Here is a 24876-nt window from a genome sequence, read left to right on the forward strand (position 1 = left end):
GCTTTCTTATTTTGGCTGTGGTAAAAATATCTCAGTTGAAAATTTTACTTTTATGAGGATATTGGGCAAATCGCACGGTGTGCGGCTGATAATAGAGAACTATTATGATGACTATTAACGGAACTACCCTCAGAACCTCTACGTGCCAACTCTTCCTGTCTGCGATCCTTGCCAGTGAGCATCACTGGTGCAGCGAGCTATAGCGTCTTTCTCCCTTAACCGGTGCAGGTAGCGGGCTTAGGCCTTCGTTCTACCGTTCAGCCGGGCAAACATTCTTTTTGCGTTTGGGTCAGTTTATCCCCAGGGATCTCTGCGTCTTGCGCGCCGTACTGCGGCCGTTCGACGAGATAAATGAGATAAATCGGGATAAATATGCCTTGGCGCGCGTTATTCGCCGTTTGGGAGAAAAATTATGATTTATTGGATCTTTTTAGGTTTGGCCATCATGACAGAAATCATCGGCACCTTGTCGATGAAATACGCCAGCGTCAATGGCGGCATGATCGGGCATATCGTGATGTACGTGATGATCACCGCGTCTTATGTGTTGCTGTCAGTAGCGGTAAAACGCGTGGCGTTGGGCGTGGCCTATGCGCTGTGGGAAGGTATCGGCATTCTGTTCATTACCCTGTTCAGCGTGCTGTGGTTCGACGAGCCCATTTCCGCGCTGAAGGTACTGGGTCTGGCTACGCTGATCGCCGGTATCATGCTGGTGAAATCCGGTACCCGCAAAGAGCGAAAACAGGTCAGCCCGCGAGGTGACAACCATGCAACAGTTTGAGTTGTACCACATTGGGTTCCTGGGATTGGCCATCGTGCTGGAAATCATCGCCAATATCTTCCTGAAGATGTCGGACGGTTTCCGTAAAATTTGGCTGGGATTGCTGTCGCTGCTGTCGGTACTCGGTGCGTTCAGCGCCCTGGCGCAAGCGGTGAAGGGCATCGATCTGTCGATCGCTTATGCGTTGTGGGGCGGTTTCGGTATCGCCGCCACTATCGCTGCGGGCTGGATCATGTTCGGCCAGCGGTTAAACGCCAAAGGCTGGATCGGCCTGGCGCTGTTGCTGGCGGGGATGGTGATCCTTAAACTGTCCTGATAGCGGGCAATAAAAAACCGCAGGCGTTGCCGTCTGCGGTTTTTTTTCGTCTGCGCTCAGGCTTACAGCGCGGCGATGATTTTGATTTCCACTTTATATTTCGGATTCATCAGCTGCGCCTGCACGGTGCAACGTACCGGCGCGCTGCCGGCAACGACCCAGGCGTCCCAGGCGGCGTTCATCGCGGCGAAGTCGGCGGTATTGGCCAGGAAGATGGTGGCGTCCAAAATGCGGCTTTTATCCGAGCCTACGCGCGCCAGCAGCACGTCGATGGCTGCAAGGGCGTTGGCGGTCTGCGCGGTCGCGTCATCATCCAGGTTCTCCGGCACGCTGGTATAGTAAACGGTCTCGTTGTGCACCACGGCTTCGGACCAGCGCTGATCGGGATCAATTCTTTCGATATTCATTTGCTTATCTCCATATCATAGTCCCGCTAAGGGTAGCACAGCCGGTGATGAAAAAGCGCGGCGATAAAGTGGGTGGTAGCCGGGCGGCAGGCTTGGCATAATCACCGCTGAATGACACCGGCAGAGAGACAGCGTGACAGACGATTTTGCAACAGACGGCGCATTGGCGCAGGCTATCAAGGGATTCAAACCGCGTGAGCCGCAGCGGCAGATGGCGCAGGCCGTCACCGAGGCGATCAATTTCAAGCAGGAGCTGGTGGTGGAAGCCGGCACCGGCACCGGCAAAACCTTCGCTTATCTGGCGCCGGCGCTGCGCGCCGATCGCAAAGTGATCATCTCCACCGGTTCGAAAGCGTTGCAGGATCAGCTGTATGCGCGCGATCTGCCCACCGTCGCCAAGGCGCTGAAGTACAAAGGCAAGCTGGCGCTGCTGAAGGGACGCTCCAACTACCTGTGTCTGGAGCGGCTGGAGCAACAGTCGATGGCCGGCGGGGAGCTGGCGGGGCAGACGCTGATCGATTTGGTGCAGCTGCGCAAGTGGTCGTCGCAGACCAAAGAAGGCGACATCAGCACCTGCAGCGAAGTGGCGGAAGACAGTTTCGTCTGGCCATTGGTGACCAGCACCAATGATAACTGTCTCGGCAGCGACTGCCCGCTGTATCAGGATTGCTTCGTGGTCAAAGCGCGCCGCCGCGCGATGGATGCGGATGTGGTGGTGGTGAACCATCACCTGTTCCTGGCGGATATGGTGGTGAAAGAGGGCGGTTTCGCCGAGCTGATCCCGGAAGCCGAGGTGATGATTTTTGATGAGGCGCACCAAATCCCCGACATCGCCAGCCAGTATTTCGGCCAGCAGCTCACCAGCCGCCAATTGTTGGATCTGGCGAAGGACATCACCATCGCCTACCGCACCGAGGTGCGCGATGCCGCCCAACTGCAAAAAAGCGCCGACCGTCTCAGCCTGAGCACGCAAGATTTTCGCCTTAATCTGGGAGAGCCGGGTTTTCGCGGCAATCTGCGCGATGTGCTCGGGGAACCGAACGTGCAGCGCGCTTTATTGCTGCTCGATGACGCGCTGGAGCTGTGTTACGACGTGATGAAGCTGTCGCTGGGGCGTTCGGCGCTGCTGGACGCCGCCTTTGAGCGCGCCACGCTGTACCGCGCGCGTCTCAAACGCCTCAAGGCGGTGACGGAGCCGGGCTACAGCTATTGGTATGAGTGCAATTCGCGCCACTTCGTGTTGGCGCTGACGCCGTTGACGGTGGCCGACCGGTTCCGCGAAATGCTGGACGAGAAGCCGGGCAGCTGGATCTTTACCTCGGCCACGCTGTCGGTCAACGATCAGTTGGGTCACTTCACCGAACGCTTGGGACTGACCAAGGCCAAAACGCTGCTGCTGCCGAGCCCGTTCGACTATGCCAAACAGGCGTTGCTGTGCGTGCCGCGCTTTTTGCCTTCGCCGAATCAGCCCGGCGGGGCGCGCCAGCTGGCGCGCATGCTGCGGCCATTAATCGAAGCCAACAACGGCCGCTGCTTCTTCTTGTGCACCTCGCACCAGATGATGCGTGAGCTGGCGGAAGAGTTTCGCGCCACGATGACGCTGCCGGTGCTGTTGCAGGGGGAAACCAGTAAAGGCCAGCTGTTGGCGCAGTTTGTCGCCGCCGGTAACGCGCTGCTGGTGGCGACCAGCAGCTTCTGGGAAGGGGTGGACGTGCGCGGCGATGCGCTGTCCTGCGTCATCATCGATAAACTGCCGTTCACGTCACCGGACGATCCGTTGCTGAAGGCGCGTATTGAAGATTGCCGCCTGCGTGGCGGCGATCCGTTCAATGATGTGCAGTTGCCGGATGCGGTCATCACCCTGAAACAGGGCGTCGGCCGTTTGATCCGCGACACCGACGATCGCGGCGTGCTGGTGATCTGCGATAACCGTCTGGTGATGCGCCCTTACGGCGAGGTGTTCCTCAATAGCCTGCCGCCCACGCCGCGCACCCGCGATCTGAAGCAGGCAATCGCCTTCCTGCAGGCCGCCGACACGTCGGCCACGTGAAAGATGAAGGGCTTACGGGGCTGTGCTACAATGCGCGCCCTGTATGAAAAACCCAGTTTTATTCCCGCCAGAGGTTGGCATGTCCACGCGAATTTTAGCGATCGATACCGCGACGGAAGCCTGTTCCGTCGCCGTCTGGAATCAAGGCGAAATCCACGCCCTGTTTGAGCTGTGCCCACGCGAGCATACGCAACGTATTTTACCTATGGTGCAGCAGGTGCTGGCGGAATCTGGCCTGGCGCTCAACCAGCTCGATGCGCTGGCCTTCGGCCGCGGCCCCGGCAGTTTTACCGGGGTGCGCATCGGCATCGGCATCGCTCAGGGCCTGGCGCTGGGCGCCGATCTGCCGATGATTGGCGTCTCCACGCTGCAAACCATGGCGCAGGGCGCCTGGCGCGTCAGCGGCGCGGAGCGTGTGCTGGCGGCGATCGATGCGCGCATGGGTGAAGTTTACTGGGGGCAGTTCGAACGCCAGGCGGACGGCCGCTGGTTGGAAAGCGAAGGCGAGGCCGTGCTGTCGCCGGCGCAGGCGCTGGAGCGTGCGCAGCGCCTGCAGGGCGAATGGGCCCACGTCGGCACCGGCTGGCAAACCTACCCCGATCTGGTCAACGGTTCCACGCTGAGCGTGCGCGATGGCCAGATGCTGTTGCCGCAGGCGCAAGACATGCTGCCGCTGGCGCTGCAGGACTGGCAAGAAGGGCTGGCGGTAGCGGTGGAAAACGCCGAGCCGACCTATCTGCGCAATGAAGTGACCTGGAAAAAACTGCCGGGCCGCGAGTAATCGCGGCGTTATTGTGCTGATGTTGATGCCGGGCGATGAAGGCCTGCAACTTGAACGCTGAAACGCGGTCAAAGTTACAGGCATTTCAGGAGATTGCGACCATGTTAATCCGCACTGCAAGTAAAAAGCTGTCGCTGCTGGCCGTCGCCTGCGGCGCGCTGGTTCTGACCGGGTGCATCACCGTACCGGATGCGATCAAAGGCTCCAGCCCTTCTCCGGTGACTCAGCTTTCCTCGGTACAAAATGCACCGAACCTGTTTACCGGCGCGGAAGCCCGCTTCGGCGGCACCGTGGTGAACGTCGCCAACGAACAAGGGCGCACGCTGCTGGAGATCGCGGCGGTGCCGCTCGACAGCGGTGCACGGCCGATACTGGGTGAACCGTCGAACGGCCGCTTGCTGGCCACGGTGAACGGCTTCCTCGAACCGGTCGATTTCAAAGGCCAGCTGGTGACCGTCGTCGGCCCTATCACCGGCCTGAAAGAGGGACGGATCGGCATGACGCCATATCGCTTCGTAACGATGAACGTGACAGGTTTCAAGCGCTGGCATCTGGTACAGCAGGTGGTGATGCCGCCGGCACCGATGGGCCCTTGGGGCTGGCGCGGAGGTCCGTGGGGACCCGGTTGGGGCGCAGGCTATGGCTGGTACAACCCTGGCCCGGCACAGGTGCAAACCATCGTAACCGAGTAGCATACGCTTGATGTGAACACATTTGACAGGGCGGCTCAGGCCGCCCTTTTGTTTTTTGGGATAAGGAATATCCGACAATTAGTGACGTACATCGCAACCTGAATAATGTTTAAAACCCGAACTGGTCTGCTGAGTTAAAATATTGTTATGGTTAGGCTGCGAGTTTGAGGGCTGCGATGATAATTAGTAATGATTTCAGGAGTAATACCTTGGATAAGGTCTGGTTAAAACGGTATCCGGCAGATGTGCCCGCAGAGATTGATGCCGATCGCTATTCGTCGTTGATCGAAATGTTTGAGCATGCCGTGCAGCGCTATGCCGATCAGCCCGCCTTTATCAATATGGGCGAGGTGATGACCTTCCGCAAACTGGAAGAACGCAGCCGGGCTTTCGCGGCTTACCTGCAAAATGAACTGGGCCTGAAGAAGGGCGACCGCGTCGCACTGATGATGCCTAACCTGTTGCAATACCCCATCGCCCTGTTCGGCATTCTGCGCGCCGGCATGGTGGTGGTCAACGTCAACCCGCTGTATACCCCGCGTGAGCTGGAGCACCAGTTGAACGACAGCGGCGCCAGCGCCATCGTCATCGTTTCCAACTTTGCCCATACGCTGGAAAAAGTGGTGTTCAACACTCAGGTCAAACACGTGATCCTGACGCGCATGGGCGATCAGCTGTCGGCCGCCAAAGGTACGCTGGTCAACTTCGTGGTCAAGTACGTCAAGCGCCTGGTGCCCAAATACAACCTGCCGGACGCCATTTCCTTCCGCAGCGCGCTGCAGCGCGGCCGCCGCCTGCAGTATGTAAAACCGGACATCATTAATGCCGATCTGGCCTTCCTGCAATATACGGGCGGCACCACCGGGGTGGCGAAGGGCGCGATGCTGACGCACCGCAACATGCAGGCCAACCTCGAGCAGGCCAAGGCCGCCTATTCGCCGCTGTTCCGCGAAGGGCAGGAACTGGTGGTGACGGCGTTGCCGCTGTATCACATTTTCGCGCTGACGGTGAACTGCCTGCTGTTTATCGATCTGGGCGGGCGCAATTTGCTGATCACCAACCCACGCGACATTCCGGGGCTGGTGAAAGAACTGGGCAAATATCCGTTCACCGCCATGAGCGGGGTGAATACGCTGTTCAACGCGTTGCTGAACAACGAAGAGTTCCACAAGCTCGATTTCTCTACGCTGCGTTTCTCGGTCGGCGGCGGCATGTCGGTGCAAAAAGCGGTGGCCGAGAAGTGGGAGAAAACCACCGGTAAACACCTGCTGGAAGGTTATGGCCTGACGGAGTGCGCGCCGTTGGTGGCCGGTAACCCTTACGATCTGAAACACTACAGCGGCAGCATCGGCCTGCCGGTGCCGTCGACGGACATTCGTCTGGTGGACGACAATGGCCAGGATGTACCGCCGGGCGAACCGGGCGAACTGTGGGTCAAAGGGCCGCAAGTTATGTTAGGCTATTGGCAGCGTCCGGACGCCACCGACGAAGTGCTGAAAGATGGCTGGTTGGCGACCGGCGATGTGGTGACCGTAGACGAGCAGGGGTTCGTGCGCATCGTCGACCGCAAGAAAGACATGATCCTGGTCTCCGGTTTCAACGTTTACCCGAACGAGATCGAGGACGTGGTCAGCCAGCATCCGAAAGTGCTGGAATGTGCGGCGATCGGTGTGCCGAGCGAGGTCTCCGGCGAAACGGTGAAGATCTGCGTGGTGAAGAAAGACGCCTCGCTGACCAAGGAAGAGCTGTTGACCCATTGCCGTCGGCACCTGACCGGGTATAAAGTGCCTAAAATTGTTGAGTTCCGCGATGAACTGCCGAAGTCTAACGTCGGCAAGATTTTGCGGCGAGAACTGCGCGATGAGCTAAAAACGCCGAAGCCGGCCGATGCCGCCTAGGTGTCGCTCTCGCGCCTGACTATCAACAACGCCGGTGAATGCCGGCGTTGTTGTGTTTGAATCCTACAAGAGAATGATGTTTTGAATTATCAGTTGATCACTACCGATGCCGGATTGCAGCAGGTCTGCGAGCAGGCGAGAAAGCATGCCCAGATTGCGCTGGACACCGAGTTTGTCAGAACGCGCACCTACTATCCGCAGCTGGGCCTGATCCAGCTCTACGACGGTGAACAACTCTCCCTTATCGATCCTCTGCCGATCAAGCAATGGCAGCCGTTTGTCGACCTGCTGGCCGACACCGCCGTGGTGAAGTTCCTGCATGCCGGCAGTGAAGATCTCGAAGTGTTTCTCAACGCCTTTAAAACGCTGCCGACGCCGATGGTCGACACTCAGATCCTGGCTGCCTTTACCGGCCGGCCGCTCTCCTGTGGCTTCGCGACGCTGGTGGCGGAGTATATGAAGGTTGAGCTGGACAAGAGCGAGTCGCGCACCGACTGGCTGGCGCGCCCGCTGACCGAAAGGCAATGCGTGTACGCGGCCGCCGACGTGTTCTATCTGCTGCCGATGGCTAAACAGTTGGTGCAGGAGACCGAAGAGGCCGGTTGGACCGCGGCGGCCAATAACGAGTGCCTGCTGCTGTGCCAGCGCCGTAGCGAGACGCTGGCGCCGGCATTGGCCTATCGCGAAATCAGCAACGCCTGGCAGCTGCGCCCGCGTCAGCTCGGTTGTCTGCAGAAGTTGGCGGAATGGCGGCTGCGCCAGGCGCGTGAGCGCGATCTGGCGGTGAACTTTGTGGTGCGTGAGGAGAACCTGTGGCAGGTGGCGCGCTATATGCCGTCTTCGCTGGGAGAACTGGATTCGCTGGGTCTGAGCGGGCCGGAGATCCGTTATCACGGTAAAACGCTGCTGGCGCTGGTGGCGGAGGCCGAAGCGCTGGACGAGTCCGAGTTGCCGGCGCCGTTGGCCAACCTTATCGATCAGCCGGGCTACAAGAAGGTGTTCAAAGACATCAAGGCGGCGATCGCTACCGTCAGCGAGCAAAGCGGGTTGAGCAGCGAGCTGCTGGCATCCCGTCGCCAAATTAACCAATTGTTGAACTGGCATTGGAAACTGAAGGACGGCGAGAGTCGCCCTGAATTAATCAGCGGCTGGCGCGGCGATTTATTAATGGTGCCGTTGCAGGACATCCTGAAAGATTATTAATCGCTGGTTATCACCAGGGCAGGGTAGGGAAACTCTGCTCGGGTGAATATAGGCAGGAAATAATGCGTTGAAGGTAAATCTGGCCAGAATTTACTTTAAACGAGGTGGCGGCAAAGTTAATTGGGAATTGTCCCAAAGGGAAAAATCGATTTTTTGCTGCCGATAATGCTTAATAACTGGATGCACATACAGTTACCCCCTGCATAAAATATACAGGGGGTAATTAATGCGTCGCAATCATTTAGCTGCTTCTTCCGATTCCGGTAATGTCACGTTAAGTTCAAGTACCGAAATATCGTCCCCTTTCTGCTCGAACTGCACATGCAGCATTTCAGGATCGATCTGAATGTATTTGCAAATAACCGCCAGAATATCGCGTTTCAAATCAGGTAGATACGGGGGCTCACTGTCCCCGCGACGACGCTCTGCGACGATAATCTGCAGCCGTTCCTTGGCTATATTGGCTGTCTGTTTTTTGCGGGACAGAAAGAAGTCTAATAAGGCCATGGTTTATCCCCCAAAAAGGCGTTTCAGGAAACCCTTCTTCTCTTCTTCAATGAAGCGGAATGGGCGTTCTTCCCCCAACAAGCGGCAAACGGTATCGTCATACGCCTTACCGGCGTCTGACTCGGCATCCAGAATGACAGGCTCACCCTGGTTGGAAGCGCGCAGCACGGACTGGTCTTCCGGGATTACGCCCACCAGCGGAATGCGCAGGATTTCCAGCACGTCTTCCATGCTCAGCATGTCGCCACGGCTGACGCGGCCCGGGTTATAACGGGTCAGCAGCAGGTGTTCCTTGATAGGCGATTCGCCTTTCTCAGCGCGGCGTGATTTAGAAGAGAGAATGCCCAGGATACGGTCGGAGTCGCGTACCGAAGAGACTTCCGGGTTGGTGGTGATGATAGCTTCGTCGGCGAAATACAGCGCCATCAGCGCACCGGTTTCGATACCGGCCGGTGAGTCGCAGACCACGAAGTCAAAATCCATCTCGCCGAGATCGTTGAGGACTTTTTCAACGCCTTCACGGGTTAACGCGTCTTTGTCGCGCGTCTGCGAAGCCGGCAGGATATAGAGGTTTTCAGTGCGTTTGTCTTTGATCAACGCCTGATTCAGCGTGGCATCGCCCTGAATCACGTTCACGAAATCATAAACTACCCGACGTTCGCAGCCCATGATCAGGTCAAGATTACGCAGACCGATATCGAAATCGATCACGACGGTTTTCTTGCCTTTCTGGGCCAGGCCGGTAGCGATGGCCGCGCTCGAAGTGGTCTTGCCAACGCCCCCTTTACCCGATGTAACAACAATAATGCGTGCCATGAAATGGATTCCTTGTCAAAAGGGCTTAATTTAAAGGTTGTATGGTTAAAGCGTTATCCAACAGGCTGAGTCGTACGGCCTGCCCGACGTAATCGGACGGGATTTGGTCGCTCAACCAGTACTGCCCTGCGATAGAGACTAGCTCAGCCGCCAGGTGGGTGCAAAAAATCTGACATTGCGTGTCGCCTGACGCGCCTGCCAGTGCGCGACCGCGCATCATGCCGTAGACATGAATATTGCCGTCGGCAATCAACTCGGCGCCGGCGCTGACGCTGCTGGTCACGATTAGATCGCTGTTGCGGGCGTAAATCTGTTGGCCGGAGCGGACAGGCGTACTGATGATGCGCGTTTTGGCGGGGGCGTTATCCGCCACCACGGGCGCTGGTGCAGGCTCCGGCGCCGCCATTTTCTGGCCTTTGCCTTCGCTCAACAGCGGCAGCCCGGCGCGGGCTATCGCGCGCTTTTGACGCTCATCTCTGCAACCGCTGATACCCACAACGCGCAGACCTGCTGCCGCGACAGCCTGTTGAAGTTCTTTCCAGTTCGCATCGCCTTCCAGCGTTGCGACGTTGATAACAACAGGGGCGTTTTTCAGAAAAGCGGGCGCTTGCTCAACTTTTTCCTGTAACGCCTGGCGTATTACCTCGGGCTGCGAATTATGCAAATGAACAACCGATAGGGTAAAACTGCTGCCTTTTAGCTCAATTGGCGATTGTGACATCTATCCTGACTCAGTCTCAGCAACTTTAAATCCCCGGAATACCACTCGGGGTGCGATATTCCGATGTACTATAAGCATGTTATAGTCAGAGTTATATCCAGGCAAGACGCTCCCTCAATTAAATAGAGTTAAAAAAATGCTTTGTGTGATCTATAGAAGCCCGAAACGCGATCAAACTTATCTTTATGTCGAAAAAAAAGACGATTTCTCTCGTGTGCCGGAAGAGCTGATGAAAAGTTTCGGCGTGCCGCAATTCGCCATGATGCTGTCGCTCGATGAGCGCAAAAAATTGGCCTCGGCGGATATCGAAAAGGTGAAGCAGGCGTTGAAAGACGAAGGCTATTATCTGCAGTTCCCGCCGCCGGTTGAAAACCTGCTCAATCAGCATCTGGCGGGCGATAAGGCCTGAGACAGTCGCCACGGCCAGGGGAGGCGCGATGACACGTTCGGCGAGAAAGACCGTATTGGCCGCCTGGTTGGCGCTGGGCGGGGTGCTGATGCCCGGCGCATCGCAGGCGGCGCAGGAGACGACGCTGGCGGCGAGCGGCCGCGATCCGGCGCAGTTCCCGGCGTATGTCGATCAACTTAAGCGCCGGGCGCGGGAACAGGGCATCAGTCAGGCCACCCTTGATCGCGCGTTTGCGCAAATCCATTTCGTCGATCGGGTGATCAAGGCCGATCGCAATCAGCCGGAGCAGAAGGTAACCCTGGACGACTATCTACGGCGGGTGATGTCGCCCGCCAAGGTGCGCCAGGGACGCGAACTGTATCGGCTGCGCCATGCGCAATGGTCGCGGGCCAGCGAGCGCTATCGGGTACCAGGGCGTTATATCATCGCGCTGTGGGGGATGGAGAGCGCCTACGGCAAGATTCAGGGGCGGGAAGACGTGGTGTCTGCGCTGGCGACCTTGGCGTTTGAAGGGCGCCGTGAAGCTTTTTTCAGCCAGGAACTGATGGCGGCGCTGCAGATAGTCGAGCAGGGGCACGTCGGCGATACGCCGCTGAAAGGCTCCTGGGCCGGCGCGATGGGGCAATGCCAGTTTATGCCGAGCTCCTTCTTGCGCTATGCGGCGGATGGCGACGGCGACGGGCGCATCGATATCTGGAATAACATTGACGACGTTTTCGCGTCTACAGCCAGCTACTTGTCCAAAGAGGGTTGGCAGCCCGGCATCGGTTGGGGGCGCGAGGTCAAATTGCCCGCCGGTTTCAACCGGGCCGAACTGGGTCTGAAAGACGCGCAGGCGCGCAGCGTCAACGACTGGCAAAAACGCGGCGTGCGCCGCGCGGATGGCAGTGCGTTGCCGCATGCTGTGCAGCGCGGTTGGATTATCGCGCCGGATGATCTGCAGGGGCGGACGTTCCTGGTCTATGATAATTTCCGCACCCTCATGCACTGGAATCGTTCTTACTATTTCGCTCTCGCCGTGGGTATGATGGCAGACGCGATCGGGCATTGATCCGGCACACCAATAATCGGCTTGGCGCGCCAAGCCTCTACAGTTTGGGAGAAGCGGTATGTATCAACATAGAGACTGGCAGGGTTCGCTGCTCGATTTCCCGGTGAACAAGGTGGTCTGCGTCGGCAGCAACTACGCCGATCACATCAAGGAAATGGGCAGCGCGGTGTCCGTCGAACCGGTGGTGTTTATCAAACCGGAAACGGCGTTGTGCGATATCCGCCAGCCGGTGGCTATCCCCAAAGAGTTCGGTGCGGTGCACCATGAGGTCGAGCTGGCGGTGCTGATCGGCACGCCGTTGAAACAGGCCAACGAAGATCGCGTTGCGCGGGCGATCGCCGGTTACGGTGTGGCGCTCGATCTGACGCTGCGCGATCTGCAAGCGGGCTTTAAAAAGGCCGGTCAGCCGTGGGAAAAGGCCAAGGCCTTCGACGGTTCCTGCCCGATGTCGGGATTTATCCCGGTGGCGGAATTCGGCGATCCGCAAAACGCCGAGCTGTCGTTGACCGTCAACGATCAATTGCGCCAGCAGGGCAATACGCGCGACATGATCACGCCAATCCTGCCGCTTATCAGCTACATGAGCCGCTTCTTCACGCTGCGCGCCGGTGACATCATCCTGACCGGCACGCCGCAGGGCGTGGGCCCGATGGCTTCCGGCGACATGCTGAAAATCAGCCTGAACGGCAAAACGCTCAGCACCCGGGTGATCTGATTTCTCCTTGCTGCCGGCATCGTCGGCGGCAAAGCTTGCATCTTGTGGCTAAAATGTCTATATAGTCCCCCCTCGAACCTGCGCGCAGGTGACTTATCCATTTACCGAAACCGGACGCTAACATGTCACAACTCGCTTTTTGGCAACAGAAAACGCTGGCGGAAATGTCAGAACAAGAGTGGGAATCGCTGTGCGACGGGTGCGGGCAATGCTGTTTGAATAAGCTGATCGACGAAGATACCGACGAGATTTATTTTACCAACGTAGCCTGCAACCAGCTCAACATCAAATCCTGCCAATGCCGCAACTACGAGCGGCGCTTCGAGCTGGAAGAAGACTGCATCAAACTGACGCGCGAAAATCTCACCACCTTCGATTGGCTGCCGCCGACCTGCGCCTATCGTCTGATTGGCGAAGGAAAGCCGCTGTTCCCCTGGCACCCGCTGATCAGCGGCTCCAAAGCGGCGATGCACGGCGAGCGCATCACGGTGCGGCATATCGCAGTGCGCGAGAGTGAAGTGGTGGACTGGCAGGATCATATCCTCAACAAGCCGGACTGGGCCAGATAACGCGGATACCTTGACAGATGTTGCTCGGCAACACGAGTTTTAATGCCAGAGGGCGGCGTGTTAAGACATTCCGCCCTCTTGGCTATTGAGCTTACGCGCGTGAGACTCTTGCTTCACGCTTTTTTATCTCGGCGATGCCAGTTGGCCAGATTTTTCAGCGGCTGCTTCACATACGGGCTGGCTTTGATCAGGCTGAACAGCAGTTTATTCACCGCCGTGCCCACTTTGTCCATTGGCCGGTCGATATCGAGAAACAACACCGCGCGCAGCTCGTCGGTATCATTGCGCACCTCGTGTTCATAAGAATCATCAAACAAAATCACCTTGCCTTCATCCCAGTGCAGGATCTGATCGTCGACGCGGATCCAGAGCTTTTCCCGATCCTTTGGCACGATCAATCCCAGATGCGCGCGCACCACGGCACGAGTCGGACCTTTGTGGGGGACGATGTGATAGTGCGGCTTAAGGATCGAAAACATGGCGGTGCGCATGCCCGGGATCTCGCTGACCGCCTGTGCGGTGTGCGGGCAAATGGCGCAGTTCTCATCAACGCGCTGCCCGTAGACAAACAGCCCGAAGGTTTTCCAGTTATCTCCTTTAGAGATGCGTTTCTGATCCGGCGATATTTGGTGGAATGCTGGGATATCCTCCGGGTGCTCCAGCAACCGATCCAACTCCTGGCGAATGGCCGGCCAACGGGCTTCCAGCGCCGTCACCCAATGAAATTCATGATTACCGATCCGCGGCGTGGTGGAGATGAGCGAATGGCGAGTCTGAAATTCGCCGTTCCAGCGCAGGAATTTTTTCCCGGCTTTGAGCAGCATGCGCCGCAGGAAGGGGCGCTGAGACGAAGGGGGCAATGTGGTATCCGGCATAGTATCGTGTCCTTGATGTCATATGATGTGCTGTAGTCAGCCAAAGCCTGGCTCACAGGAAGAAAGGGTGAAAGTCAACACGTCATTTAGCATAGGGAAAGCATCGCGAACGATTTTAATCTTTAGTGCGCGAATGGCGTTGATGCTTGCTGCCGGATAGAGAGAAATTCCAACAATTTATTTAAGGATGGTAAGGGCTTGTGTGGGGGAGGAGAAGGAAAAAAGCCCCTGCAAAGATGAGGGGCAAGACACACAACAACACCAGGGAAATCGGTAGTACTCACTTTGCCGATACTATAAGGATTTTATGGGTAAACTTCACCAAAATATTGTGCTCTGAATGTGACAAAGGTGCAGTCGTTCATAAGTAACGGTAATTTATTGATGCTCGAAGGCTGAAAGGAATGAGCCTGAGCGGCCAGTTTTTAGTCGCCGATATCGCAGAAGTTTAATGTTATGTAAATTACGCGCTTAATTGTGCCGGGATGCTTCTTTTTAAACGATAAGTTGGGTAATTTGGCCGCTCTCCCGCAAGTTCGAGAGTATAACAATGAAAATGATCCGCCTGTTTGCCGTAGCTGGAGCGCTGATCGTGCTCGTTTACTTCCTTACACATACCTGAGGTGGCTTTATCTCGGAATGTGGCAGCAATACCTATAAAAACGGCGCCTTCCGGCGCCGTTTTTTGTTTGTCTGCCGATCAGCGGCCGAACAGGTCGCGGCGGCGTGGGCGAACAAACTGCGCAATCAGCACAATCAGCGCCACCAGCAGATAGGCGCCGAAGATACCGACCAACCATTGCGGCATTTCCAACGTCAGGAATTGCCATTGACGCACGGAGCAGTCACCGGAAGCGTGGAACACCGCCGGCAGCCATTTGTCCAGCGGCAGCCAGGACGGGAAGCTGACGAAGAAATCGCAGGTATTGAATGGCGAAGGATGCAACTGGATCATGGTGTGCTTCCACGCCAGCTGTACGCCTTCCCAGGCGCTGTAGATCCACAGCAAGATCGCCGCGTAGCGCAGCGGCGTTTTCGGCGCGATGGCGCCCACCAGCGAGGCGCCGAGGATACCGAACAGCGCGCAACGCTCGTAAATGCACATCACGCACGGCTGCAGCAGCATAACGTGCTGGAAATAGAGCGCGACCAGTTCCAACACCAACGCTGTCAGGGCCATCAGCAGCCAGGCGCCGCGTCCTTGTGAACAGCGGTTAAAGAATTGCAACATATCTAGATTCTTCCATGCAGTAAGCAATTGAACCGGCAGTGTAAACCAATTCCTCTTCGCTGCCAGCCACCTGGGCCGGATTCAGCGTAAAAATAGTCGGTTCACCCTGCCGGCGCCGTCTCAGTGGCCGACGGCGTCGATGGACGGCAGCGTCAGCCAGTGCCACTGCGTCAACAGCTCGGTCGCCGGTTCCAAGGTGAACTGGACGCACAGCAGGCCAACCACCGTCAGCACCACCGTATAAGGCAGGGCCATCCATACCATGCGGCCATACGACAAACGCACCAGCGGCGCCAGCGCAGACGTCAGCAGAAACAGAAACGCCGCCTGCCCATTAGGGGTAGCGACCGAGGGCAGATTGGTGCCGGTATTGATGGCGACCGCCAGCAGCTCGAACTGCTTCAGCCCGATAGCGCCGGTTTCCAGCGCGGTGCGCGCCTCGTTGATGTAAACCGTGCCGACGAACACGTTGTCGGAAACCGACGACAGCAGGCCGTTGAACAGGTAGAACAGCGAAAGCTGAGAAGCGGGCTCGGCGCGCAGCACAAACTGGATCACCGGGCTGAACAGGTGCTGCTCGATGATGACCGCGACCACGGTGAAAAACACCGTCAGCAGCGCGGTGAACGGCAGCGCTTCCTGGAACGCTTTGCCGATGGCGTGCTCGTCGTTCACGCCGCACAGGGAGGTGGCGAGAACGATGACCGACAGGCCAATCAGCCCCACTTCAGCCAGGTGGAAGGCCAGCGCCAGCACCAGCCAAACGCCGATCAGCGCTTGCATCACCAGTTTGAGCCGTTCTTGTTTGCTACGGCCCGCAGTGGCCTTGCGGTCATACTCTTTCAGCACGTCGCGTACCGCTTCCGGTAGCTGCGCGCCGTAGCCAAACAGGCGAAAACGTTCTACCAGCCAACAAACCAGCAGACCGCACACCAACACTGGCAGCGTGACCGGCGCCATTCGCAGGAAGAAATCGATAAAACCCCAGCCCGCGTTTTTGGCGATGATCAGGTTTTGCGGCTCGCCCACCATGGTCATGACCCCGCCGAGCGCGGTGCCGACGCCGGCGTGCATCAGCAGGCTGCGCAGAAAGGCGCGGAATTGCTCCAGCGTCTGTTTGCGCTCTTCGCCGGTAAAATCGCTGTCATCGCCGATGTCGCCGTCGGGGCGATTCGACGTCACGTTGTGATAGATGGAATAGAAGCCGGTGGCCACGCTGATCACCACCGCCACGACCGTCAGCGCGTCGAGGAAGGCGGAAAGAAAGGCAGCGGCCAGGCAGAACGCCAGCGACAGCAGCGTTTTCGAGCGGATGTTGAGCAGCAGCTTGGTGAACACGAACAGCAGCAGTTGCTTCATAAAGTAGATGCCGGCCACCATAAAGATCAGCAGCAGCAACACGTCCAGATTATGTTCGATTTCCTGCGAGACCTGCGCCGGGCTGGTCATGCCGATGGCCACGGCCTCGAGCGCCAGCAGGCCGCCAGGCAGCAACGGGTAACATTTCAACGCCATCGCCAGGGTAAAGATGAACTCGATCACCAACAGCCAACCCGCGAGAAACGGGCTGGCGAAAAAGAACACCAGCGGGTTGATCGCCAGAAAAATGAGAATGGTCAGTTTGTACCAGTCGGGAGATTGCCCCAGAAAATTTTTGAGCAGGGCGCTACGCAGGGTTGTTTCCATTGTGCTCTATGCATCCTTCAATCAGTCGTAGCACGTACCCTAACAATGCGGCGGGGGCGTGCGCAACCTGAGCTTGTTTTACGATGGGAAAATTCCTGCGACCGGTATTTTTGCTCGTTTTTTGCCACGTTATGCACACTTTCGTTTATTGTTTTTCGCTCACGCTATGTCATGTCAGCACGATCTGGTATGATGAGCTGATTACTTTTACTGATTTTATCGTCGCAACGGAACGTCAAACACATGGTCATAAAGGCGCAGAGTCCTGCCGGTTTCGCGGAAGAGTACATTATTGAGAGTATTTGGAATAATCGCTTCCCCCCTGGCTCTATTTTGCCCGCGGAGCGTGAGCTTTCGGAGTTGATTGGCGTCACGCGCACCACGTTACGTGAAGTGTTGCAACGTCTGGCCCGCGATGGCTGGTTGACCATTCAGCATGGCAAACCGACCAAAGTGAACAATTTTTGGGAAACGTCCGGCCTCAATATCCTTGAGACGGTGGCCCGTCTCGATCACAAAAGCGTCCCTCAGCTGATCGATAACCTGCTGTCCGTGCGCACCAATATCGCGTCGATCTTTATTCGCGCCGCGGTGCGCAATCATCCTGAGCAGGCCCAGGAAGTGTTGGCGAAGGCCGCCGAGGTAGAAGATCAGGCGGACGCTTTCAATCTGCTCGATTACGAGATCTTCCGCGGTCTGGCGTTCGCTTCCGGCAACCCGATCTACGGCCTGATCTTCAACGGTCTGAAAGGGCTGTACACCCGCGTGGGCCGTTACTACTTCTCCAATCCGGAAGCGCGCAAGCTGGCGCTGGCCTTCTACAGCAAGCTGTCTACGCTTTGCCATGAGAAGCTGTACGACCAGGTGATGGATACCGTGCGCAGCTACGGTAAAGACAGCGGAGCGATTTGGCAGAGCATGCAGGGCACCATGCCGAGCGATCTGACCGAAGCGCGTCGCTGATTGCGGCTCTCATAGCAATTATTTAATAGATATTAACTCACAGTGTAATTTTTACACTGTGAGTTTTTTCTAATTTTTCAGGATGTCTTTATTATCAGAAGATGATGTGGTGGTTTTTAGATGAACTATTTGTTCTTTCATTACAGCTTGTTAAAGCTTTAGCTTAAAATAGGCCAGTGAAATTCATGTTAGTGGTTTTTAGGAGGTTTATTAAATTATCATGAAGGGCACCGGAAGAACCGGTGCCAAGGGTGGTTTTAAACTTCGTTATAGCCCGTGCAGAGCATATATACTGCCTAACGTAGTTAAATGCTGGTTGTCATAATAAAACGGACGATCTTTTGACTTAAACTTGCAGCCGGTATTATCGCATAAGTTATCAGCAGGGTTGAATTTTCTAATGCCTTTTTCTTGTGCAATAGAAGTCAATAAGTCGTTTACGTCCGAGTGTGGCAGTTGATAGCGATCGGTAAATTCACCTGCTGTTTTTTCTCTTGAAAGTAAACCGTTTATTAATTTGCGTAAGGGTATTTGTTGATTGTCGATGTTTTTAACTACATCGAAGTCAAGTTGGGGGACATCACTGACTATTATAACCTCCTTGCGAGCGGCTTTTAATTGGTTTACTAACTCATTAAGGCCTGAGCTTAAAGCAGATATTCCAGTTTCTGTCGTTACAGTACTTTTGTAGCTTCCACTATTATCATAGATGGCCGAGTCCCACAAAGCGGAGATAATAACAGTTTTTATTTTTTTGTTTTCACTTATAAGGTTCAATGCATTTTTATTAAACTCATCACATTCAGCACCATGTGCTGGGTAGGTATTAATGGTTCGTGTTGCGCCAACCAGCATTGGGCATGAAGCTTTATTAATTTGATACACGACTAAATTGTTATTTTTCGCATACTTTTCAACGCCGCCTCGTAAGGCCGCTGCATGGCTATCACCCACGAGAGCAACGGCATCCTGACTGGAGTTTGGGAGGCAGGTTTCATCTCTAGAGTAGGTTTTTGCTCCATACCCTACCAGACAACGGTCAGCAACTCTCTCTAACTTGTCCTTGTCGACTTGCACGACCTCCGGACTGAGTCTTTGTGGTATACCTTTCAAGAGATAACCGAGAGCGGTCGGTAAGAGCAATGCTGCTGAAACCAAGATGTAACCAAAAATGATCTTCGGATTGGATAGGTGAACCCTTTTTCTGAATGGAGTTTCAACAAAGAGATAGGAGAGGTAAGCAATAAATAAGGCAACGGTTGATATCAGTAAGCCGGCATGTAATGACAGTCTCTCGTCGATACCTATGCGAGCAAAAGAAAGCAGAGGCCAGTGCCACAGATACCAAGAATAAGATACTAATCCAATAAATACCATCACACGGTTGCCAAGAATGATTGAGCTTAACTTACCGTTGCTTAGAATTAAAAAAATCGAACCGAGCACGGGTAAGGTGGCGGAATAACCTGGGAACTCCGTTTTTTTGTCAAAAGTTAGCGCTGCAAATAATATCATTGCGAGCCCGGCCAAAAAAAGCCATTCTCTATGTGAAGCTTTCAAACTGTTGAATCGTCCCTCTTTATGCATTATTGAAATAATTACGCCAGCACCCAACTCCCATGCCCGAGTTGGAAGCATGAAAAACGAAAAGAGAGGTGATGTTTTTGTAAGGATAATGCAAAGAATAAAAGAGGCTATCGATAGTACAGAAATAGTCTTAACTACTTTAATATTTGCCTTGACAATAATGGAGAAAATAATTGGCAGGAAAATATAAAACTGTTCTTCAACGCCTAATGACCACGTCATTAATAACGGATTTAACTCTGCACTTGGCGAAAAATAGTTTGTTTTATGCCAAAGCATTATGTTAGGAACGGATAAGATTGTCGCACTGGAAAAAAGGCTGAAGTCTTTTAGCTCTAATGCAGATAGATAGAAAAAGGCAAAGGCAGAGCATACTATCAGCATTGCAATCAAGGCCGGTGCGATTCGTTTTATTCGACGGACATAGAATTTTGAATAAGAGAATTTATTCTGTGTTGTTTCTGTATAGATGATTCCGCCAATTAAGAAGCCTGATATAACAAAGAAAACGTCGACACCGATAAAACCACCACTGAGAAAACCGACTCCCGAGTGATAAAGAACAACCAGAATTATTGCAATGGCACGTAAGCCGTCAATATCACGTCTATAGTTTTTTACTGTTTCTTTTACTACATTTTCCATTAGTCCACCTGGATACTCGCTGAGCATTAAATAATCACTGAGCGCATTGGAGTAAATACGTTGGCATAATGCAAAGGTATGTCAATTTTGTAAAGTGAAAAAGGGGGATGTCACGCTTTAGGAATTTTCCCTTGTGTCTATAGTCGTAGAGGCGCTCAATGTGCCCCTGCCACTCCCTGACTATGTTTATAGGTTGTGGCGGGGCAAGGGCGGTTACAGCGGCGTAGGCCGCGGCGGGCAGCGATCGAGCAACTCTACACTGCCGTCATCATTTTGCTGCTCGAGGATCACGTCGAAGCCCCACAGGCGATGCAGGTGCTTCAACACGTCGCGGCGGCTCTTATCCAGTGGCGCGCGTTCCTGCGGGATGTAGCGCAATGTCAGCGAGCGGTCACCGCGCAGATCCACGTTCCAGATCTGAATGTTCGGCTCATGGTTACTCAAGTTGTATTGCGCTGACAGCTCCTGGCGGATCGCCCGGTAACCGGCTTCGTTATGGATTGCGGCAATCTCCAGATAGTTGTTGCGATCGTCGTCCAGCACGGTGAACAACCGGAAATCGCGCATCACTTTGGGTGACAGGAACTGGCTGATAAAGCTCTCGTCCTTGAAGTCGCGCATGGCGAAGTGCAATGTCTCCAGCCAGTCTTTTCCGGCGATGTCCGGGAACCAGTAGCGGTCTTCTTCGGTCGGCGACTGGCAGATGCGCTTGATGTCCTGGAACATGGCGAAGCCCAGCGCATAAGGGTTGATGCCGTTATAGTACGGGCTGTTGTACGGCGGCTGATACACCACGTTGGTGTGGCTGTGCAAAAACTCCAGCATAAACCGCTCGGTCACTCGGCCCTCATCGTACAGATGGTTGAGGATGGTGTAATGCCAGAAGGTGGCCCAACCCTCGTTCATCACCTGAGTCTGCTTTTGCGGGTAGAAATACTGGCTGACCTTGCGCACGATGCGCAACACCTCACGCTGCCAGGGTTCCAGCAGCGGTGCATTCTTTTCAATAAAATAGAGGATATTTTCCTGCGGTTCGCTCGGGTACCGGCGCGCCTGCTCCGGCGACTCTTCGCGTTCAACGCGTGGCAAGGTCTTCCATAACGTATTCACCTGACTTTGCAGATACTCTTCGCGGCTTTTCTGGCGCGCTTTCTCTTCCACCAGGGAGATTTTCTGCGGGCGCTTGTACCTGTCGACCCCATAGTTCATCAGCGCATGGCAAGAGTCCAGCAGTCGCTCCACTTCATCGACGCCGTAGCGCTCTTCGCACTGGCTGATGTAGTGGCGGGCGAACAGCAGATAATCGACGATGGAGCTGGCGTCGGTCCAGCTGCGGAACAGATAGTTATTCTTGAAGAACGAGTTGTGGCCATAGCAGGCGTGCGCCATCACCAGCGCCTGCATGGTGATGGTGTTCTCCTCCATCAGGTAGGCGATGCAGGGATTGGAGTTGATGACGATTTCATACGCCAGCCCTTGCTGGCCCTGTTTGTAGCGCTGTTCGGTTTCGATGAACTTCTTGCCGAAGGACCAATGGGTATAGTTGATCGGCATGCCGACGCTCGAATAGGCGTCCATCATCTGCTCGGAGGTGATCACCTCGATTTGATGGGGGTAGGTGTCGAGTCGGTAATGCTTGGCGACGCGGTCGATCTGCTCCAAATACACCTGCAGCAGTTCGAACGTCCAGTCCGGTCCATCGCTCAGACGTTTATCATCCTTAACCTTTTCATGTGTTGAAGTAGTCATCAGCGCACCCTCATTATTCACGGGTCTTGCTCAAACGGCAGACCCTGTAACAAGCATAGTTCAAGTCATAATTAACCATTGCAAATCAGTGAAATAAAAATGCCGGTACGCAAAGGAGCGAACGGCGGTCAATCCGGCGCCTGTCCCGGCAGAAGGCGGTGCGGCACCGCACTTCCTCTTCGAGTATAACCCTGCGGCAGGGGGGCGCAACACAATGCCTGATGCACGACAAGGATTGAAAATTGTTATGTTATATTGTAACTTTTAATTTTTCTCGATAACGGACAAGGAGCGCATTTTGGCGAGGCATTTTGGCAAACTGGCGGTGGCGCTGGCCGCGTTGTTTATCAGCGGGCAGGCATGCGCCCACGGGCATCATTCACATGGCAAGCCGCTGACGGAGGCGGAAAAAAAGGCGGAGGGAGGCGTGTTCGACGATAAGGACGTCAAAGATCGCGATCTGGCCGACTGGGAGGGCGTATGGCAATCCGTGTATCCCTATCTGCTCAATGGGGATCTTGACCCGGTGTTCAAGAAGAAAGCGGCGCAGGATAAGAGCAAAACCTTCGCAGAGGTGAAGGCGTATTACCGCAAAGGGTATGCCACCGATGTGGATACCATCGGCATTGAAAACGGCATCATGGAATTTCACCGCGGTGACCAATCCAGCGCCTGTCAGTATAAGTACGCCGGGCATAAGATCCTGACGTATGTTTCCGGTAAAAAGGGCGTGCGTTATCTGTTTGAATGCCAGGATGCCGGCAGCCTGGCGCCGAAATTCGTGCAGTTCAGCGATCACATTATCGGCCCGCGCAAATCGGCGCATTTCCATATCTTTATGGGCAACACGTCGCAGGAAGCGTTGCTGAAAGAGATGGATAACTGGCCGACTTACTACCCATTCCAACTGCAAACCAAAGAAGTCGTGGATGAGATGCTGCATCATTAATGCTGCTCGTTCCCGCAACCACAAGCCCGCCTGTGTGGGCTTGTGCTCAGTCAAACGGTCTGATTTGCAGGTAATCGTCCGTCACTTCCATTTCAAATAGCGTTTTATCTGCCAACAAGGTCGCACGCATTCGTTCCCGGGCTTGCCGGTAGCGTTCATCCAACTGAATATCACCGGCGCTTTCCCATGCGACTCGGCTTGGCCATTGCGCATAGCCGATAAACTGCCCGCCCACATCCCGATGCAGGCGCGAGCCAAGGCTGCCGCGCTGCAGATAGATACCTTGGGTCAACGCCAGCCAAGCCTGGCGAAAGGCGTGCTCGTGTCCGGGTTTGACTGAAAACTGGTAGATGGCGATGAACATAAGACGTTCTCCACAATAGCGACAGTGTGAACTTTAGGCGCTGCTTCTGGCTTTAACGTTCATATCGTGCTGCAGCGTTCAACATAAACGGCGGGCCAAGGGCTCGGGTGTTTTATTCCGGCACTGAAAGCAAGGTTAACGGCAGCTGAAATTTTGCGCGATTTTTCTGCTGCGGAGGGAGGGGGCTCTCTTTGTTTGTTATGTTGGTATTTTTTATTTTATTAGATTTTTATTCTATTTAAGTGTTGGCTGGTATTTTTATATTCTGTTAAATCAATGTTGCTTATTACGCCTTTTTTGAGTGCTATCATTGATAGCGTTGATGTCAATTCAGTGGCGGTATGACGCCATAATCCCTTCTAAACCGCATCTTATCGCTATTTGCAGACGGCTATTGCAAATACATGGCCCATCGACGATAAATTAATTGTGAATATTGTCACGTTTGATGACGAAGTTGTTGGACGGATTTTTTCACTGAGTTAATTTCCTGTAAGCAGAAGATTATGCTTTGTGAAGCCTTGGGCTGGAGTCAGCGATGCGAGTGGTAATTTTAGGTAGTGGAGTGGTGGGCGTAGCCAGTGCCTGGTATTTGGCGAAGGCGGGGCATGAGGTGACGGTGATCGATCGTCAGCCAGGCCCCGCACTGGAAACCAGCGCGGCGAACGCCGGGCAGATTTCACCGGGTTATGCTGCCCCCTGGGCGGCGCCGGGCGTGCCGCTGAAGGCCATCAAGTGGATGTTCCAGCGCCATGCGCCGTTGGCCATCCGCCTCGACGGCAGCAGCTTCCAGCTGAGCTGGATGTGGCAGATGTTGAAAAACTGCAACACCGAACACTACATGACCAACAAAGGCCGCATGGTGCGCCTGGCGGAATACAGCCGCGATTGTATCAAGGCGCTGCGTCAGGAAACCGGCATCCAGTACGAAGGTCGTCAGGGCGGCACGCTGCAGCTGTTTCGCACTCAACAACAGTTCGAAAACGCCGCGAAAGACATTGCGGTATTGGAAGATGCCGGTGTGCCTTACAGATTGCTGGAAGCCGGCCAGCTCGGCAGCGTCGAGCCGGCGCTGGCGCAGGTGGCGCACAAGCTGACCGGTGGCCTGCAGTTGCCGAACGACGAAACCGGCGATTGCCAGCTGTTTACGCAACAGTTGGCGAAGATGGCAGATCAGGCGGGCGTCACCTTCCTGTTCAACCGCAGCGTCGATCGTCTGCTGGTGGAGGGCGACAAGATCGCCGGCGTGCAGTGCGGCGAGGAAGTGTTCAAGGCCGACAGCTATGTGGTGGCGTTCGGCTCATACTCCACGGCACTGCTGCGCGGCCTGGTGTCCATTCCGGTTTACCCGCTGAAGGGCTATTCGTTGACCATTCCTATCACCGACGAAGCGGCGGCGCCGTTCTCTACGGTATTGGATGAGACGTATAAAATCGCCATCACACGCTTCGACCAGCGCATTCGCGTTGGCGGCATGGCGGAGATCGTCGGTTTCAATACGCAGCTGGAGCAAAAACGGCGCGAAACGCTGGAAATGGTGGTGCGCGATCTCTACCCGAACGGCGGCCGAGTGGAAGAGGCAACGTTCTGGACCGGCCTGCGGCCGATGACGCCGGACGGTACGCCAATTGTCGGCCGCACCTCGCTGAAGAACCTGTATCTCAATACCGGGCATGGCACGTTGGGCTGGACGATGGCCTGTGGCTCCGGGCAGTTGTTGTCCGATCTGATGTCCGGCATTACGCCGGCGATCCCTTCCGATGACCTGGCGGTGGCGCGTTACAGCGCCGGGTTTCGTCAGCAACACGCGGTTCCGCTGAACGACGTGCATCCCGCACGTTAATCGTAGACTCTGTCATAGACTTTCCCGGCCACGCGCAGGCGCGCGTGGCCGCCGTACGCTGCCCCAAG

At 55.2% G+C, this 24876-nt stretch carries 24 protein-coding genes; 14 read left to right on the forward strand and 10 right to left on the reverse strand.

The features are described 5' to 3' along the window. Positions 1-412 precede the first annotated feature (412 nt). Both mdtJ and mdtI read left to right on the forward strand, forming a co-directional pair. Positions 413-781, forward strand: a complete 369-nt coding sequence (gene mdtJ / locus ACMGF9_RS09990; RefSeq protein ID WP_004932327.1) for a multidrug/spermidine efflux SMR transporter subunit MdtJ — start codon at positions 413-415, stop codon at positions 779-781. After that, positions 768-1097 (forward strand): multidrug/spermidine efflux SMR transporter subunit MdtI, encoded by a 330-nt coding sequence (gene mdtI, locus ACMGF9_RS09995; RefSeq protein WP_004932324.1) that lies wholly within the window; start codon positions 768-770, stop codon positions 1095-1097. The genes mdtJ and mdtI overlap by 14 nt, the downstream gene beginning before the upstream one ends. A 62-nt stretch (positions 1098-1159) precedes the next feature. Here the strand turns inward: mdtI and ACMGF9_RS10000 are convergent, their stop codons facing one another. Continuing rightward, the gene (locus ACMGF9_RS10000) at positions 1160-1504 is read right to left on the reverse strand and encodes a RidA family protein (RefSeq protein WP_015378124.1); all 345 of its coding nucleotides are present in this window, start codon (positions 1502-1504) and stop codon (positions 1160-1162) included. 133 nt (positions 1505-1637) lie between these two features. Here ACMGF9_RS10000 and ACMGF9_RS10005 point away from each other — a divergent pair, with 133 nt between their 5' ends. From ACMGF9_RS10005 to rnd, 5 genes are all read left to right on the forward strand, one after another. Continuing rightward, entirely contained in the window at positions 1638-3554 is a 1917-nt protein-coding gene (locus ACMGF9_RS10005; RefSeq protein WP_004932318.1) for an ATP-dependent DNA helicase, read from the forward strand. Positions 3555-3633: 79 nt separating this feature from the next. Next, positions 3634-4335, forward strand: a complete 702-nt coding sequence (tsaB, locus tag ACMGF9_RS10010; RefSeq protein ID WP_021503868.1) for a tRNA (adenosine(37)-N6)-threonylcarbamoyltransferase complex dimerization subunit type 1 TsaB — start codon at positions 3634-3636, stop codon at positions 4333-4335. Positions 4336-4436: 101 nt separating this feature from the next. Next, positions 4437-5027 carry a Slp family lipoprotein gene (locus tag ACMGF9_RS10015; protein WP_197792008.1) on the forward strand — a complete coding sequence of 197 codons (591 nt, stop codon included), beginning with the start codon at positions 4437-4439 and terminating at the stop codon, positions 5025-5027. A gap of 209 nt (positions 5028-5236) precedes the next feature. Next, a complete protein-coding gene (gene fadD / locus ACMGF9_RS10020) occupies positions 5237-6925 on the forward strand; it encodes a long-chain-fatty-acid--CoA ligase FadD (RefSeq protein ID WP_004932309.1) in 1689 nt (562 codons plus the stop codon). Between the two features lie 81 nt (positions 6926-7006). Beyond that, positions 7007-8128, forward strand: a complete 1122-nt coding sequence (gene rnd, locus ACMGF9_RS10025) for a ribonuclease D (RefSeq protein ID WP_015378121.1) — start codon at positions 7007-7009, stop codon at positions 8126-8128. Positions 8129-8365: 237 nt separating this feature from the next. Here rnd and minE read toward each other — a convergent pair whose 3' ends face one another. From minE to minC, 3 genes are read right to left on the reverse strand one after another with little or no spacing between them, the layout of a single operon-like run. Beyond that, complete coding sequence (gene minE, locus ACMGF9_RS10030; RefSeq protein ID WP_004932303.1) at positions 8366-8635, reverse strand: cell division topological specificity factor MinE; 270 nt, start codon at positions 8633-8635, stop codon at positions 8366-8368. A 3-nt stretch (positions 8636-8638) separates the two neighbouring features. Continuing rightward, entirely contained in the window at positions 8639-9451 is an 813-nt protein-coding gene (gene minD / locus ACMGF9_RS10035; protein ID WP_004932300.1) for a septum site-determining protein MinD, read from the reverse strand. Between the two features lie 25 nt (positions 9452-9476). Continuing rightward, a complete protein-coding gene (minC, locus tag ACMGF9_RS10040; protein WP_004932297.1) occupies positions 9477-10172 on the reverse strand; it encodes a septum site-determining protein MinC in 696 nt (231 codons plus the stop codon). A gap of 136 nt (positions 10173-10308) precedes the next feature. Between minC and ACMGF9_RS10045 the strand changes: the two genes are divergently transcribed. The 4 genes from ACMGF9_RS10045 to ACMGF9_RS10060 all read left to right on the forward strand — a co-directional run bounded on the left by ACMGF9_RS10045 (position 10309) and on the right by ACMGF9_RS10060 (position 12916). Continuing rightward, the gene (locus ACMGF9_RS10045; RefSeq protein ID WP_004932294.1) at positions 10309-10581 is read left to right on the forward strand and encodes a YcgL domain-containing protein; all 273 of its coding nucleotides are present in this window, start codon (positions 10309-10311) and stop codon (positions 10579-10581) included. 88 nt (positions 10582-10669) lie between these two features. Then, positions 10670-11632, forward strand: a complete 963-nt coding sequence (locus ACMGF9_RS10050; RefSeq protein ID WP_226882975.1) for a lytic transglycosylase domain-containing protein — start codon at positions 10670-10672, stop codon at positions 11630-11632. Positions 11633-11690: 58 nt separating this feature from the next. Continuing rightward, the gene (locus ACMGF9_RS10055; RefSeq protein ID WP_004932286.1) at positions 11691-12347 is read left to right on the forward strand and encodes a fumarylacetoacetate hydrolase family protein; all 657 of its coding nucleotides are present in this window, start codon (positions 11691-11693) and stop codon (positions 12345-12347) included. Positions 12348-12469: 122 nt separating this feature from the next. Continuing rightward, positions 12470-12916 carry a YcgN family cysteine cluster protein gene (locus ACMGF9_RS10060; protein ID WP_004932284.1) on the forward strand — a complete coding sequence of 149 codons (447 nt, stop codon included), beginning with the start codon at positions 12470-12472 and terminating at the stop codon, positions 12914-12916. A 113-nt stretch (positions 12917-13029) separates the two neighbouring features. Here the strand turns inward: ACMGF9_RS10060 and ACMGF9_RS10065 are convergent, their stop codons facing one another. The 3 genes from ACMGF9_RS10065 to nhaB all read right to left on the reverse strand — a co-directional run bounded on the left by ACMGF9_RS10065 (position 13030) and on the right by nhaB (position 16708). Further along, positions 13030-13791: an aspartyl/asparaginyl beta-hydroxylase domain-containing protein gene (locus tag ACMGF9_RS10065; protein WP_118891963.1), complete on the reverse strand. Its 762-nt coding sequence runs from the start codon at positions 13789-13791 to the stop codon at positions 13030-13032. Positions 13792-14491: 700 nt separating this feature from the next. Further along, positions 14492-15022 carry a disulfide bond formation protein DsbB gene (dsbB, locus tag ACMGF9_RS10070; RefSeq protein WP_004932277.1) on the reverse strand — a complete coding sequence of 177 codons (531 nt, stop codon included), beginning with the start codon at positions 15020-15022 and terminating at the stop codon, positions 14492-14494. A 120-nt stretch (positions 15023-15142) separates the two neighbouring features. Continuing rightward, the gene (gene nhaB, locus ACMGF9_RS10075; RefSeq protein WP_021503863.1) at positions 15143-16708 is read right to left on the reverse strand and encodes a sodium/proton antiporter NhaB; all 1566 of its coding nucleotides are present in this window, start codon (positions 16706-16708) and stop codon (positions 15143-15145) included. 243 nt (positions 16709-16951) lie between these two features. On the opposite strand from nhaB, the gene fadR reads away from it, so the two are divergent. Continuing rightward, the gene (gene fadR / locus ACMGF9_RS10080) at positions 16952-17671 is read left to right on the forward strand and encodes a fatty acid metabolism transcriptional regulator FadR (protein ID WP_004932271.1); all 720 of its coding nucleotides are present in this window, start codon (positions 16952-16954) and stop codon (positions 17669-17671) included. 267 nt (positions 17672-17938) lie between these two features. Here fadR and ACMGF9_RS10085 read toward each other — a convergent pair whose 3' ends face one another. Both ACMGF9_RS10085 and ACMGF9_RS10090 read right to left on the reverse strand, forming a co-directional pair. Next, the gene (locus ACMGF9_RS10085; protein WP_157699295.1) at positions 17939-19903 is read right to left on the reverse strand and encodes an acyltransferase family protein; all 1965 of its coding nucleotides are present in this window, start codon (positions 19901-19903) and stop codon (positions 17939-17941) included. A 213-nt stretch (positions 19904-20116) separates the two neighbouring features. After that, positions 20117-21652, reverse strand: a complete 1536-nt coding sequence (locus tag ACMGF9_RS10090) for a SpoVR family protein (protein WP_015378115.1) — start codon at positions 21650-21652, stop codon at positions 20117-20119. A 298-nt stretch (positions 21653-21950) separates the two neighbouring features. Here ACMGF9_RS10090 and zinT point away from each other — a divergent pair, with 298 nt between their 5' ends. Continuing rightward, positions 21951-22601 carry a metal-binding protein ZinT gene (gene zinT, locus ACMGF9_RS10095; protein WP_021503861.1) on the forward strand — a complete coding sequence of 217 codons (651 nt, stop codon included), beginning with the start codon at positions 21951-21953 and terminating at the stop codon, positions 22599-22601. Between the two features lie 46 nt (positions 22602-22647). Here zinT and ACMGF9_RS10100 read toward each other — a convergent pair whose 3' ends face one another. After that, positions 22648-22965 (reverse strand): antibiotic biosynthesis monooxygenase family protein, encoded by a 318-nt coding sequence (locus ACMGF9_RS10100; RefSeq protein WP_033632861.1) that lies wholly within the window; start codon positions 22963-22965, stop codon positions 22648-22650. Positions 22966-23503: 538 nt separating this feature from the next. On the opposite strand from ACMGF9_RS10100, the gene ACMGF9_RS10105 reads away from it, so the two are divergent. After that, positions 23504-24808, forward strand: a complete 1305-nt coding sequence (locus ACMGF9_RS10105) for a D-amino acid dehydrogenase (protein WP_076740764.1) — start codon at positions 23504-23506, stop codon at positions 24806-24808. Positions 24809-24876: the final 68 nt, after the last annotated feature.

Source organism: Serratia sp. BNK-23 (assembly GCF_047456145.1).
Lineage (GTDB): Bacteria > Pseudomonadota > Gammaproteobacteria > Enterobacterales > Enterobacteriaceae > Serratia > Serratia nematodiphila.